This is a genomic window from Ruegeria sp. F5, from assembly GCF_056533845.1.
In genome coordinates this window covers 91,050-104,786 of sequence record NZ_JBQFOU010000005.1, presented here as the reverse complement: position 1 = coordinate 104,786, position 13,737 = coordinate 91,050, and the positions used below count along the sequence as shown (strand labels likewise).

The window sequence follows — 13,737 nt, the reverse complement described above, 5'->3', positions numbered from 1 at the left end:
CCCGCAGACATATCCAAGACGACCCACGGTGTGAGGACCAATGGCTGAATTCTTTAACACCCCAGGCGGCATCGCCATCATCATCCTGGCGCAAGTGCTTGCAGTGGTTGCGTTTGTGATGATCTCGCTGTTGTTCCTTGTCTATGGCGACCGCAAGATCTGGGCTGCCGTCCAGATGCGCCGTGGCCCGAATGTGGTGGGCGTTTACGGCCTGCTGCAATCGGTGGCGGATGCGCTGAAATACGTGGTCAAAGAGGTCGTGATCCCTGCGGGTGCCGACCGTACCGTCTTTATGCTGGCACCGCTGACCAGTTTCGTTCTGGCGATGATCGCCTGGGCGGTGATCCCGTTCAACGACGGCTGGGTTCTGTCCGATATCAACGTCGCGATCCTGTATGTTTTCGCCGTATCCTCGCTGGAAGTTTATGGCGTGATTATGGGCGGTTGGGCGTCGAACTCAAAGTATCCTTTCCTGGGTTCGCTGCGCTCGGCGGCGCAGATGATTTCTTACGAGGTCTCGATCGGGCTGATCATCATCGGCGTGATTATCTCGACGGGATCGATGAACTTCGGCGACATCGTGCGGGCGCAGGATGGATCGTTCGGGTTCTTTAGCTGGTACTGGCTGCCGCATTTCCCGATGGTGTTCCTGTTCTTCATCTCGGCACTGGCCGAAACCAACCGGCCCCCGTTCGACCTTCCGGAAGCGGAATCGGAACTGGTCGCAGGCTATCAGGTGGAATACTCGGCCACGCCCTTCCTGCTGTTTATGGCCGGAGAATACATCGCCATCTTCCTGATGTGCGCGTTGACTTCGCTGCTGTTCTTCGGCGGCTGGCTGTCGCCGATCCCGGGTCTGCCGGACGGCGTGCTGTGGATGGTCGCCAAGATGGCTTTCTTCTTCTTCCTCTTCGCGATGGTCAAGGCAATCACCCCGCGCTACCGCTATGACCAGCTGATGCGGCTGGGCTGGAAAGTCTTCCTGCCGTTCTCGCTGGCCTGGGTGGTGTTCGTGGCCTTCGCGGCGAAATTCGACTGGTTCTGGGGCGCGTTCGCACGTTGGGGAGCGGGAGGATGAATATGCCGAGGAAAACCATTTTGGCCGCATGCGCTTTTTTTTCTAGTGGCTCGTACTCAGTTGCGGGTCAGGAAACATCGCCGCTGGAACAGCGGAGCTTCCTTGAACTTGCGCGTGTTTCTTGTGCGGCTCAAGTTGACGCTCTCTCTGCTGTCGATACCCACACCATTGATGTCCTCGAAGCGCAGACGGGCGGTCTGGATCCCAATGTGCCGCCAAACTATCATGCGTTTTTCGACAAATTCGCAGTCGGTACATTGATGAACGCAATCCAGACCGGAGACATTGCGTCATATGTTGCCGCGCTCAATTCTGATGCGCCTGTCTCACCCGAGAAACATGAAAAGTCTTCGGTCACATTGGATTTGGTCGAATGCTTGTGGATCACTCCAGAAGACCGGATTGTGCTGGATGAATTCGTCCAATGGGGCATTGAGTCGGGGAATATCCCCAATGGGACGACAGCAGACGACGTCCTTCACGCTGTAAACTACTCAGAGTGCATTCGTCATATCGAAGCGAGCCGCCGTATCTTGGCCATTGACCTAGATTCCTTAGATGCCCCAAACCAAGTGCAGGCTACCTATGAGGATACAATTGGAAGCTGCGAGGAGGCATACAAGTGACCCAAATCGACTACACCCGCGCTGCCAAATACTTCCTTCTGCAGGACTTCTGGGTCGGCATGAAGCTGGGGCTGAAGTACTTCTTTGCCCCCAAGGCTACCGTTAACTACCCGCACGAAAAGGGTCCTCTGTCGCCACGGTTCCGGGGCGAACACGCTCTGCGTCGTTACCCGAATGGCGAGGAACGCTGCATCGCCTGCAAACTTTGCGAGGCGATCTGCCCGGCCCAAGCCATCACTATCGACGCCGAACCGCGTGAAGACGGCAGCCGCCGCACCACGCGCTACGACATCGACATGACCAAATGCATCTATTGTGGCTTCTGTCAGGAGGCCTGCCCGGTCGATGCCATCGTCGAAGGCCCGAACTTCGAATTCGCGACCGAAACCCGGGAAGAGCTGTTCTACGACAAGGAAAAACTGCTGGATAACGGCGAACGCTGGGAAGCCGAGATTGCCCGCAATCTGGAAATGGACGCACCGTACAGATGACTGACAGCCCGACAAATCCGTTCGAGCTGATGATGAAGCAGGCTCAGGACATGGCCAAGGCGATGAACCCGGCGATGGAGAACTTCTCGCCCAAAGGGTTCGAGGCGCTGTGGCCAACCATGCCGAAAGAGGTCATGGAGATGATGTTCGGCAACACCGTCAACAAGGACGGGCTGGATGCCAAAACCCGCCTGCTGCTGACGCTGGCCGGGCTGACCTGTCAGGGCGCGCAGGCGGATTCGGCGGTGCGCCAGACCGTGCGTCATGCGTTGGAAGCAGGCGCAAAGAAACAAGAGATCGTGGAAACGATCGGTCAGATGTCGGTCTTTGCCGGCATCCCGGCCATGACCCGCGCGCTGGATCTGGCGCAAGAGGTCATGGGCGATAACGAGGATGAGGATCAATGACCGTCTTTGCCTTCTATCTGTTTGCCATCAGCGCCATCACCGGCGGGCTGTTCACGGTGATCAGCCGCCAGCCGGTGCACTCGGTGCTGTGGCTGATTCTGTCCTTCCTGTCCTCGGCGGGGCTCTTCGTGCTGTTGGGGGCCGAGTTCGTGGCGATGCTGCTGATCATCGTCTATGTCGGCGCGGTTGCGGTGCTGTTCCTGTTCGTGGTGATGATGCTGGACGTGGACTTTGCCGAGCTCAAGGCGGAAATGGCGCGCTATATGCCGCTGGCCCTGCTGATCGGTCTGGTGATCCTGATGCAGTTCGTCATGGCCTTTGGCGCCTGGGACAGCGCGCAAGGAGCCGCCGCCAATCTGGCCCAGCCGGTTCCGGCAGACCGCCACAACACCGAGGCGCTCGGCGTCATTCTTTATGATCAATACTTCCTTCTGTTCCAACTGGCAGGCCTGATCCTGCTGGTGGCGATGATCGGCGCGATTGTTCTGACGTTGCGCCACCGTCAGGACATCAAGCGTCAGGACATTGTCGGCCAGATGATGCGCGACCCGGCCAAGGCGATGGAGTTGAAGGACGTGAAACCGGGGCAGGGGTTGTGAGGTTTTCCAAACTCATAGTCGTGGCTTCGTTAGCCATGGGCGTTTCGTTTGACGCGAGAGAGGCTTTTGCCTGCTCCATAGAAGAGCCGAGCAATGCCCAGAAACGGAGAGATAACCGCCAAGCGCGGGTTTCAAGCGAACCTGTTGTTATTGGTCAACGCTGCGAAATGTCGAATGTTGGAATACGGGACCGCTTAAAAACTGGGGCGGCAATGGCTCTTGGCGGTTCTCGTTTTTATCAAGTGATTGACCATGGCAAAGGCCAAGTCATCGACGTGATCGTCGGAGACTGCGCTTCACGTGAAGTAATGCGCGTTTTCAGTTTTGAAGAATGGTCAATCGAAAAGTTGGACTCGGCGTGCAACCTTGTTGGACGGGAACCCGTTTCGTTTTTAGAGCCCAATAGTCCGTTTTCACTCACAGAAGGCTCGACTCTTGCCGAGTTAAGAACCCATCTGTCGGCGTATTCAGATCAGGTCACCATCGACGAAGACCTAGAGCCACTGTTGTTGGATGACCTCGGCAAAAAAGTACCCAAAAAGGATCGTTTTGACCCTCTTTGCGGCTGCAAACTCTACTACCCCGACTCGCCAGGAGCGAAGCTATGATCGGACTTGAACACTATCTTACGGTCGCGGCGACGCTGTTCGTCATCGGCATCTTCGGTCTCTTCCTGAACCGCAAGAACGTCATCATCCTGCTGATGAGCATCGAACTGATGCTGCTGGCGGTGAATATCAACCTCGTGGCGTTTTCCAGCTTCCTCGGCGATCTGGTCGGGCAGGTGTTTACGCTGTTCGTTCTGACCGTCGCGGCAGCCGAGGCGGCGATTGGGTTGGCCATTCTGGTCTGCTTCTTCCGCAACCGTGGCACCATCGCGGTTGAAGACGTCAATATGATGAAGGGGTAAGGGACTATGGAAACAACCATCCTCTTTGCCCCGCTGGTGGGCGCGCTGATCTGCGGCTTTGGCTGGCGGTTCATTGGCGAGAAAGCCGCCATGTGGACCGCCACGGGCCTGCTGTTTCTGGCCTGTCTGCTGTCGTGGATCGTGTTCTTCACCTTCGACGGGGTGACGCAACAGATCGAGGTTATGCGCTGGATCGAAAGCGGCTCGCTGTCGACAAGCTGGGCGGTGCGTCTGGACCGGCTGACCGCGATCATGCTGATCGTGGTGACGACCGTCTCGGCGCTCGTGCACCTGTACTCCTTTGGCTACATGGATCACGACCCGCAATGGCGCGAGGGCGAGAGCTATAAGCCGCGTTTCTTTGCCTATTTGTCCTTCTTCACCTTCGCCATGCTGATGCTGGTGACAGCTGACAATCTGGTTCAGATGTTCTTCGGCTGGGAGGGCGTGGGCGTCGCCTCGTACCTGCTGATCGGTTTTTACTACCGCAAACCCTCGGCCAATGCGGCGGCGATGAAGGCATTCATCGTGAACCGCGTGGGTGACTTCGGCTTTGCGCTGGGGATTTTTGCGCTGTTCTTCCTGACGGACAGTATCAATTTCTCTGACATTTTCGCCTCGGCCTCGACGCTTTCGGAGACGCAGTTGCATTTCCTGTGGGGCGAGTGGACCGCGGTTGAGGTGATCTGCGTCCTGCTGTTCATCGGCGCGATGGGTAAATCGGCGCAGTTGATCCTGCACACCTGGTTGCCCGACGCGATGGAGGGCCCGACGCCTGTGTCCGCCCTGATCCACGCCGCGACCATGGTGACAGCGGGCGTGTTCCTCGTCTGCCGCATGTCGCCGTTGATGGAGTTCGCACCGGGCGCGACCGGGTTCATCACGTTCCTTGGGGCCTCGACCGCGTTTTTTGCCGCGACCGTGGGGCTGGTGCAGACCGACATCAAGCGCGTCATCGCCTATTCGACCTGTTCTCAGCTGGGATACATGTTCGTAGCCGCTGGCGTCGGCATGTATTCGGCTGCGATGTTCCACCTGCTGACACACGCGTTCTTTAAGGCGCTGCTGTTCCTTGGCGCCGGTTCGGTGATCCACGCGATGCATCACGAGCAGGAGATGACCGAGTATGGCGGTCTGCGGAAGAAAATCCCCTACACCTTCTGGGCGATGATGATCGGCACGCTGGCCATTACTGGCGTCGGTATCCCGCTGACCCAGATTGGCTTCGCCGGGTTCCTGTCCAAGGATGCGATCATCGAAAGCGCCTTTGCCGGTGGCACCGGGTATGCGTTCTGGATGCTGGTGATCGCGGCGGCGTTTACCTCGTTCTACAGCTGGCGGCTGATCTTCCTGACCTTCTATGGGGAAGAGCGGGGCGACAATCATACTCATGACCACGCCCATGAAAGCCCGATGTCCATGCTGATCCCGCTGGGTGTCCTGTCTTTGGGCGCGGTGTTTGCCGGGATGATCTGGTACAGCAACTTCTTCGGTCACGCGGATAAGGTCGGCAAGTTCTACGGCATTCCGGTTGCGGAAGCGTCCGAACATGCCGAGGCCGGGGACCACGCAGCCGACACATCGCATAGCGATGAAAGTCACGCTGACGACAGCCATAACGAAGCCCACACGGATGACGGACATGGTGAGAAAGACGCCCATGGCGGCGATCATCACTATGCCTTTGTCGGCGAACCGGGCGAGGGCGCGATCTATATGGGCCCGGACAACCATGTTCTGGACGACGCGCATGCGGCTCCGAAGTGGGTCAAGGTGTCACCCTTTGTTGCGATGCTGCTCGGGTTTGTGGTGGCCTATTGGTTCTACATCGTGAACACCTCTCTGCCCGCGCGGCTGGCGCAGAACCAGCGTCCGCTCTACCTGTTCCTGCTGAACAAATGGTATTTTGACGAGATCTATGACGCGGTCTTCGTCAAGCCCACAGTGGCGCTTGGCCGGTTCCTGTGGAAGCGCGGCGATGGCAACACCATTGACGGCTTCCTGAACGGGGTTGCGATGGGCGTTGTTCCCTTCTTCACCCGCCTCGCAGGCAAGGCGCAGACCGGGTACATCTTTACTTACGCCTTCTGGATGGTCTTGGGGCTAGCCGCCCTTGTCACCTGGATGTCGATCGGCGGAGGCGCGCACTAATGGACAATATCCTATCTATTGTCACCTTCATCCCCGCTATCGCAGCAGGCATTCTGGCCCTGTTCCTGCATGGCGACGATGCCGCTGCGCAGCGCAATGCCAAGTGGATTGCCCTGCTGGCAACAACCGTGACTTTCTTTGTCTCGATTGGAATCTACACGGGCTTTGACCCCTCGAACACCGGCTTCCAGATGGTGGAGGAAGGCGAGTGGCTGCTGGGCCTGAAGTACAAGATGGGCGTTGACGGCATCAGCGTTCTGTTCGTGCTGCTGACGACCTTCATCATGCCGCTGACCATTCTGGCCAGCTGGCAGGTGACGGATCGCGTCAAGGAATACATGGTGGCCTTCCTGCTGCTGGAAACGCTGATGCTGGGCGTGTTCATGGCGCTGGATCTGGTGTTGTTCTACCTGTTCTTCGAGGCGGGCCTGATCCCGATGTTCCTGATCATCGGCATCTGGGGCGGCAAGGACCGTATCTACGCGAGCTTCAAGTTCTTCCTGTATACCTTCCTCGGCTCGGTGCTGATGTTGGTGGCGATGGTCGCGATGTATGCGGATGCGGGCACCACGGATATCGAGGCGCTGATGCTACATCACTTCTCGTCCGAAGGGTTCAGCGTACTGGGCATCTATATCGTCGGCGGCATGCAGACGCTGATGTTCCTTGCGTTCTTTGCCTCATTTGCGGTGAAGATGCCGATGTGGCCGGTGCATACGTGGTTGCCGGATGCGCACGTGCAGGCCCCGACGGCGGGGTCTGTGGTGCTGGCGGCGATCCTGCTGAAGATGGGCGGCTATGGCTTCCTGCGGTTCAGCCTGCCGATGTTCCCTGTTGGCTCGGCCGTGATGACCGATCTGGTGCTGTGGATGTCGGCAATTGCCGTTGTCTATACCTCGCTGGTGGCGCTGGTGCAGGAGGATATGAAAAAGCTGATCGCCTATTCCTCGGTCGCGCATATGGGCTTTGTGACCATGGGCATCTTCGCGGCGAACCAGCAGGGTATTGATGGCGCGATATTCCAGATGCTCAGCCACGGGTTCATCTCGGCGGCGCTGTTCCTGTGTGTCGGCGTGATCTACGACCGGATGCACACCCGCGATATCGAGGCTTATGGCGGTCTGGTGATCCGCATGCCCGCTTATGCGCTGGTCTTCATGCTGTTCACCATGGCCAATGTGGGCCTGCCGGGCACATCCGGTTTCATCGGCGAATTCCTGACCCTGATGGGCGCGTTCCAGGTCAACACCTGGGTGACGGCGGTGGCCGCGACAGGCGTGATCTTCTCGGCCGCTTATGCGCTGTGGCTGTACCGCCGCGTGGTGTTTGGCGATCTGATCAAGGAAAGCCTGAAGGCGATGACCGACATGAGCTCGCGCGAGCGGCTGATCTTTGCGCCGCTGATCATCATGACGATCCTGTTGGGGGTCTACCCGTCGCTGGTGACGGATGTGATCGGCAACTCGACCGCCGCGCTGATTTCGAACTATGACACGGCTCTGGCCGCGGCTGAGGCCGCGACCCAGACAGCCGCCTCGCATTAAGGGAGCTTTGGAGGCATGATCCAGGCTGATCTCACAATAATCCTGCCGGAAATCGTTCTGGCCGTGTATGCGATGGCCGCTCTGATCGGGGCTGTCTACACCACCAAGGACGCGCTTGCGCCGGTTCTGGTCTGGACCACGGCGGGGCTGATGGCGCTGCTGTCGTTCTGGATCGCCACCAACGGCGGCGGGACCAACGTGGCCTTCAACGGCATGTTCGTCGATGACGGCTTCTCGCGCTTTGCCAAGGTTGCGATCCTGCTGTCTGCCGCGGCGGTTCTGGTGATGAGCCAGGATTACATGGCGCGCCGCGATCTGCTGCGGTTCGAATATCCGCTGCTGGTGGCTTTGGCCGCTGTGGGCATGATGATGATGGTCAGTGCGGGCGATCTGATGTCGCTTTACATGGGACTGGAACTGCAATCCCTGTCGCTCTACGTCGTTGCTGCCCTGCGCCGCGACAGCGCAAAATCGACCGAGGCCGGTCTGAAATACTTCGTGCTGGGTGCGCTGAGTTCGGGCCTGCTGCTGTATGGGGCCTCGCTGGTCTACGGCTTCACCGGCACCACGCTGTTCTCGGGCATCATCGCGACGGTGCATCACGGAGACGTCTCTCTCGGCCTGCTGTTCGGCCTGATCTTCCTGATCTCGGGTCTGGCCTTCAAAGTGTCCGCCGTGCCCTTCCACATGTGGACCCCGGACGTGTACGAAGGCTCACCCACCCCGATCACCGCCTTCTTTGCCACCGCGCCGAAAGTTGCCGCAATGGCACTGTTCGCGCGCCTGATGCATGACGCGTTCGGTGGCATCATCCAGGACTGGCAGCAGGTGATCGTTCTGCTTTCGGTTCTGTCGATGCTGCTGGGGGCCGTGGCAGCGATTGGTCAGCGCGACATCAAACGCCTGATGGCGTTCTCGTCGATTGCCCATATGGGCTACGCGCTGATCGGCCTTGCCGCCGGGACCGAGATGGGCGTCAAGGCGATGCTGATGTATCTGGCGATCTACGTGACAATGAATATCGGCACCTTCGCCTTCATCCTGATGATGGAGCGGGATGGCAAGCCTGTCACCGATATCGATGCGCTGCGGCAATATTCGAAACGCGATCCGGGTAAGGCGCTGGCGGTTCTGATCCTGATGTTCAGCCTTGCAGGCGTGCCGCCGATGCTGGGCTTCTTCGCCAAGTTCGGCGTCTGGCAGGCGGGTGTCAGCGCGGACCTGACCGGGTTGGTGATCGTCTCGGCCATCGCCTCGGTCATCGGTGCCTTCTACTATCTGCGGATCGTGTTCTACATGTATTTCGGCGAGGAAAACGAGGACCCGATCGAAACCCATTCGACCCCGGTTCTGTGGGTCGCCCTGATGGGATCGGCCGCGCTTATGCTGATCGGTGTTTTCTATCAGTTCGGCGTCGAAGGGGCTGCAGCGGCAGCGGCGGCTACACTTGTCAACTGATGTCCTGAAACGTCAAACGCAGGGGGCTCGGTCTTTGCACCGGGCCTTTTTGACATGAGTGAATGGCCCCAAGGCTACGGCCTGCATGTGCTGCAAGAGGTCGACAGCACCCTGAACGAAGCCGCACGCCTTGCGCCCACGGCCCAGGGTCCGGTTTGGATCATGGCGCATCACCAGACCGCCGCGCGCGGGCGGCGCGGGCGGGCGTGGGCGAACCCCAAGGGCAATCTTGCCGCAACTCTGCTGATGCGCCCGCAGGGCGAACCCGAGCAGGCCGCGCTGCGCAGTTTCGTGGCGGCCTTGGCGCTGTTCGATGCGTGCGTGGCCGTGACCGGACGTGCGGCGGGGCTGTCGCTGAAATGGCCCAATGACGTGTTGCTGAACGGCGGCAAACTGGCCGGTATCCTGCTGGAAAGCACCGGGCAGGGCCGGGGCGTGACGCATCTGTCAATCGGCATCGGCGTAAACCTGTCCGAGGCGCCCCGAGCCGACATGCTCGAACCCGGCGCCGTCCGCCCGGTGTCGCTGCTGTCCGAGACCGGCGCGCATGTGAGCGCGGAGGATTTTCTGACCGAACTCGCCGCCGCCTATGCCGGCTACGAGACGCAATTCACCTACGGGTTTGAGCCGATCCGCACCGCATGGCTGGCGCGCGCCGCCCGGTTGGGCGAGGTGATCACCGCCCGGACCGCAGCGTCAGAAACCGTCGGCACCTTTGAAACGGTGGACGCCGGGGGCAACCTTGTCCTAAACACCGCAAAAGGCCGCGTCAGCATACCGGCGGCGGATGTGTTTTTCTGAAGGGGGCTCAGATGCTTCTGGCCATCGACTGCGGCAATACAAATACGGTGTTCTCGATCTGGGACGGTGAGAGGTTCCTGTGCACGCTGCGCACCTCGACCCACCATTCGCGTACGGCGGATGCCTACTTCACGTGGTATTCGACGCTGGTAAAACACTATGGGATCGAAGCGGACATCACAGATGTCATCATCTCGTCCACCGTGCCCCGGGTTGTGTTCAATCTGCGGATCTTTGCGGATCGGTTCTTTGGCTGCAGACCGCTGGTCGTGGGCAAACCCGATTGCCTGCTGCCGGTCCCGCCTCGGGTGGATCAGGGCACGGTCCCGGGACCGGATCGACTGGCCAACGCAGTCGCCGCGTTCGACCGCCACGGCGGGAATTCGGTTGTCGTGGACTTTGGAACCGCGACCAATTTCGACGTTGTTGCCGCGGACGGGGCCTATGTCGGCGGTATCATCGCGCCGGGCGTGAACCTGAGCCTGGAGGCACTGCATCAGGGCGCAGCGGCGCTGCCGCATATCGACATCACCCGGCCCGAAAAAGTGATTGGTACAAATACGGTTGGCTGTATCCAATCCGGCGTGTATTGGGGGTATTCCGGTCTGATCGAGGGGCTGATTGCCCGCATCAAGGCCGAATTCGGAATGCCGATGAAAGTCGTTGGAACCGGCGGGCTGGCCCCGCTGTTCGATCAGGCCGACGTTGGGTTCGACGTTATCGAAGATGATCTGACGATGCATGGCCTGACCGTGATCCATCGTTACAATAAGGAAAATGGCTCAACATGAGCAGTGAACGACTGATCTACCTGCCGCTGGGCGGAGCGGGCGAAATTGGCATGAACGCCTATGTCTATGGCTATGGCAAGCCGGGGCAGGAACGGCTGATCCTTGTGGATCTGGGCGTGACCTTCCCCGACATGGACACAACGCCGGGGGTGGACCTGATCCACGCCGATATCGCGTGGCTGCAGGAACGCGCCGACCGGCTCGAGGCTGTTTTTGTCACCCACGCGCACGAAGACCACGTGGGGGCCGTGGCCCATTGCTATGACGCGCTCGGTGCGCCGGTTTATGCCCGCGCCTTCACCGCCAACATCGCGCGCCGCAAGATGGAAGAGCACGGCCACCCCGAAGACGCCGTGCGTACGGTTTCGGGCTGGCCCGAGCAGGTCTCGGTAGGCCCCTTCACGGTCGGGTTCCTGCCGGTTTCGCATTCGATCCCCGAAAGCGCGGCGCTGGTTATTGACACTCCGGCAGGGCGGGTCGTGCATTCGGGTGACTTCAAGCTGGACGCAAACCCCGTAGTGGGTGAGCCGTTCGACCCCGATCTGTGGGCCGAGGTCGCCAAGAGTGGCGTCAAAGCGCTGGTCTGTGACAGTACGAATGTGTTCTCACCGCATGAAGGACGCTCGGAATCCGAGGTCGGCCCCGAGATTACCAAACTGGTCGAAGGTGCCGAGGGGATGGTGGTAGCGACCACTTTTGCGTCGAACGTGGCGCGTGTGAAAACACTGGCCGAGGCGGGCCAGCGGGCCGGGCGGTCCGTCGTTCTGCTGGGCCGCGCGATGCGCCGGATGATCGAAGCGGCGACGGAAACCGGCATTCTGTCGGATTTTCCCAAGGTGATCAGCGCGGAAGAGGCGGTAGACCTGCCGCGCCAGAATCTGATGCTAATCGTCACCGGCAGCCAGGGCGAACGCCGCGCCGCCAGCGCGCAGCTGGCACGTGGCAAGTATCGCGGGATCGAGTTGAAAGAGGGCGACCTGTTCCTGTTTTCCTCAAAAACCATCCCCGGCAACGAACGCGGCGTGATCTTCATCATCAACCAGCTCAGCGAAAAGGGTGTGGATGTCGTGGATGACAGCTCGGGGCTGTATCACGTCTCGGGCCACGCCAACCGGCCCGATCTGGAAAAGGTACATGCGCTGGTCGATCCGCAAATGGTCATCCCGATGCACGGCGAACACCGTCATCTGCGCGAACACGCCAAACTGGCCGAGGCCGGTGGCCGCACCGGCATTCTGGCAGTGAACGGCACCATGCTGGACCTGACCGGGAACGCGCCGCGGGTTGTGGATTACGTCGAAACGGGCCGGACTTATCTGGATGGCACCGTCAAAGTGGGGGCGCTGGATGGCATCGTTCGGGATCGTATCCGCATGGCGCTGAACGGCCATGTCACGGTCACGGTCATTCTGGATGATGAGGATGAGCCGCTGGGCGAGCCCTGGTGCGATACGATGGGTCTGCCGGAAACCGGCACCTCCCGCGCCGCGCTGGTTGAGGTGCTGGAAGAGGATCTGAACCAGTTCCTGATGCGGGCCGATGCCAAAACCTTGCGCGATGACGAAAAGCTGGAAGAGGCGATGCGCCGGATCGTGCGCCAGACCGCCAAGACCGAGATTGGCAAAAAACCCGAAGTCACCGTGGTGATCAGCCGGATGAGGTGACCACTTAGTCGGCTTGCGGCATGGGATAGCCTTTGAGGCGCAGGAACAGGTTCTGCTCGTCCTCATTCTTGTAGAAGGGGACGGAATCGGGCGGCTCGGGGGTCGTCACCCGGGCGGCGATTTCGGCCAGAACGACCTCGGTTATGAAGGGCAGGTCGAAATCCCGCGCCCGGTCAAGTTTGACCCATTGCAGATGCGACAGCTCGTCCGAAGCGCGGCTGAAATCATCCAGATCGCCCTGAATCGCCCCGGCATCGACCAGAAAGAACCGCGCATCAAAGCGACGGGGGCGACCGGGCGGGGTTATGGCCCGGAAAACGAATTGCAGCGCCTCGGCCGCGGGTCGGAACCCAAGCGCGGCGAAGCTGGCCCAATCATCGGGCGCGTCGCCCTGCCATGCACCCGGCTGGCCCAGGATCAGGCCGGTCTCTTCCCAAAGCTCGCGGATTGCCGCGATGGCAAGGGCCTGTTCCAGACCGGGCTGCGATTGTTCACTCAGCCGATCGTGACAAAGCGCCGGAAGCGGCGAAGCGAGCGGCACGCCAGCGTCTTCCGGATCAACCGCACCGCCGGGGAACACGAACTTGTTCGGCATAAACGCCGCTTTTGCGCCGCGCTGACCCATCAGTATTGACGGATCGGTCAGTCGGTCGCGCAGCACGATCACCGTTGCTGCATTGCGGATTGCGGTTTTGTCTGGTGTCATGCCTGTGGTCACGAGGCCTTGTCGAACCCGTGCATGCGCCGGGCCCACTGATAGGCAACAACCGCCCCTTTCAGGCGCGGCAGCAGGTACAGCGACAAGGCCACGCAGCCAATCGAAAAGCCGATGGCCATGGTCCACGGATCAGGCCGCCAATGCACATAGGACACATGCAGCGCCGGTGCCAGCAAGTGACCGACCAGCAGAATCGTCAGATAGGCTGGCCCGTCATCGGCGCGATGGTGAAACAGTTCCTGCCCGCAGTTCGAGCAGGTATCGTTGACCTTCAGGTAGCTGTGCAGCAGCTTGCCTTCGCCACATTTGGGGCATTTGCACCGAAACCCTTTGACCAGAGCGGGCCATGTCTGGCGCTCTGTCCCGTCCGTGGTGTCGATCGTCTGATCCGTCATAGTATAACTCGCGCGTTCATCTTTGCCGGATATTGCGCCTGTTTCGGCCAATATTAAAGGGGGGTGCGTCGCTTTGCATCGCCCCGAACGGGAAAACTCTTGTG

At 60.0% G+C, this 13,737-nt stretch carries 15 protein-coding genes; 13 read left to right on the top strand and 2 right to left on the bottom strand.

Translation table 11 applies throughout. The features are described from left to right. The first annotated feature begins 40 nt into the window (after positions 1-40). From nuoH to ACR0K1_RS09335, 13 genes are read left to right on the top strand one after another with little or no spacing between them, the layout of a single operon-like run. Positions 41-1,078, top strand: a complete 1,038-nt coding sequence (gene nuoH, locus ACR0K1_RS09395) for an NADH-quinone oxidoreductase subunit NuoH (protein WP_480850229.1) — start codon at positions 41-43, stop codon at positions 1,076-1,078. Further along, on the top strand, positions 1,075-1,704 hold the full coding sequence (locus ACR0K1_RS09390) for a hypothetical protein (protein ID WP_480850227.1): 630 nt from the start codon (positions 1,075-1,077) through the stop codon (positions 1,702-1,704). The genes nuoH and ACR0K1_RS09390 overlap by 4 nt, the downstream gene beginning before the upstream one ends. Further along, a complete protein-coding gene (gene nuoI, locus ACR0K1_RS09385) occupies positions 1,701-2,195 on the top strand; it encodes an NADH-quinone oxidoreductase subunit NuoI (protein ID WP_039524264.1) in 495 nt (164 codons plus the stop codon). Before ACR0K1_RS09390 ends, nuoI begins: the two co-directional genes overlap by 4 nt. After that, entirely contained in the window at positions 2,192-2,602 is a 411-nt protein-coding gene (locus ACR0K1_RS09380) for a carboxymuconolactone decarboxylase family protein (protein WP_170545589.1), read from the top strand. Before nuoI ends, ACR0K1_RS09380 begins: the two co-directional genes overlap by 4 nt. After that, positions 2,599-3,201 (top strand): NADH-quinone oxidoreductase subunit J, encoded by a 603-nt coding sequence (locus ACR0K1_RS09375; protein WP_170466033.1) that lies wholly within the window; start codon positions 2,599-2,601, stop codon positions 3,199-3,201. The genes ACR0K1_RS09380 and ACR0K1_RS09375 overlap by 4 nt, the downstream gene beginning before the upstream one ends. Positions 3,202-3,221: 20 nt before the next feature. Next, positions 3,222-3,809, top strand: coding sequence for a hypothetical protein (locus ACR0K1_RS09370; RefSeq protein ID WP_480850224.1), 588 nt, complete (start codon positions 3,222-3,224; stop codon positions 3,807-3,809). Continuing rightward, complete coding sequence (nuoK, locus tag ACR0K1_RS09365; protein WP_005984024.1) at positions 3,806-4,111, top strand: NADH-quinone oxidoreductase subunit NuoK; 306 nt, start codon at positions 3,806-3,808, stop codon at positions 4,109-4,111. The genes ACR0K1_RS09370 and nuoK overlap by 4 nt, the downstream gene beginning before the upstream one ends. A gap of 6 nt (positions 4,112-4,117) precedes the next feature. Then, positions 4,118-6,262: an NADH-quinone oxidoreductase subunit L gene (nuoL, locus tag ACR0K1_RS09360; protein WP_480850221.1), complete on the top strand. Its 2,145-nt coding sequence runs from the start codon at positions 4,118-4,120 to the stop codon at positions 6,260-6,262. Next, positions 6,262-7,806, top strand: coding sequence for an NADH-quinone oxidoreductase subunit M (locus ACR0K1_RS09355; RefSeq protein WP_480613165.1), 1,545 nt, complete (start codon positions 6,262-6,264; stop codon positions 7,804-7,806). The genes nuoL and ACR0K1_RS09355 overlap by 1 nt, the downstream gene beginning before the upstream one ends. Before the next feature lie 15 nt (positions 7,807-7,821). After that, positions 7,822-9,264 (top strand): NADH-quinone oxidoreductase subunit NuoN, encoded by a 1,443-nt coding sequence (nuoN, locus tag ACR0K1_RS09350; RefSeq protein ID WP_480850219.1) that lies wholly within the window; start codon positions 7,822-7,824, stop codon positions 9,262-9,264. Between the two features lie 54 nt (positions 9,265-9,318). Beyond that, positions 9,319-10,065 (top strand): biotin--[acetyl-CoA-carboxylase] ligase, encoded by a 747-nt coding sequence (locus ACR0K1_RS09345; RefSeq protein WP_480850217.1) that lies wholly within the window; start codon positions 9,319-9,321, stop codon positions 10,063-10,065. Between the two features lie 11 nt (positions 10,066-10,076). Beyond that, on the top strand, positions 10,077-10,856 hold the full coding sequence (locus ACR0K1_RS09340; protein WP_480850215.1) for a type III pantothenate kinase: 780 nt from the start codon (positions 10,077-10,079) through the stop codon (positions 10,854-10,856). Further along, positions 10,853-12,520: a ribonuclease J gene (locus ACR0K1_RS09335; protein WP_480850213.1), complete on the top strand. Its 1,668-nt coding sequence runs from the start codon at positions 10,853-10,855 to the stop codon at positions 12,518-12,520. Before ACR0K1_RS09340 ends, ACR0K1_RS09335 begins: the two co-directional genes overlap by 4 nt. Positions 12,521-12,524: 4 nt before the next feature. On the opposite strand, the gene ACR0K1_RS09330 is transcribed toward ACR0K1_RS09335, so the two are convergent. Next, a complete protein-coding gene (locus tag ACR0K1_RS09330; RefSeq protein ID WP_480850211.1) occupies positions 12,525-13,226 on the bottom strand; it encodes an NUDIX hydrolase in 702 nt (233 codons plus the stop codon). Between the two features lie 8 nt (positions 13,227-13,234). Next, entirely contained in the window at positions 13,235-13,633 is a 399-nt protein-coding gene (locus tag ACR0K1_RS09325) for a DUF983 domain-containing protein (RefSeq protein WP_480850210.1), read from the bottom strand. Between the last annotated feature and the right edge of the window lie 104 nt (positions 13,634-13,737).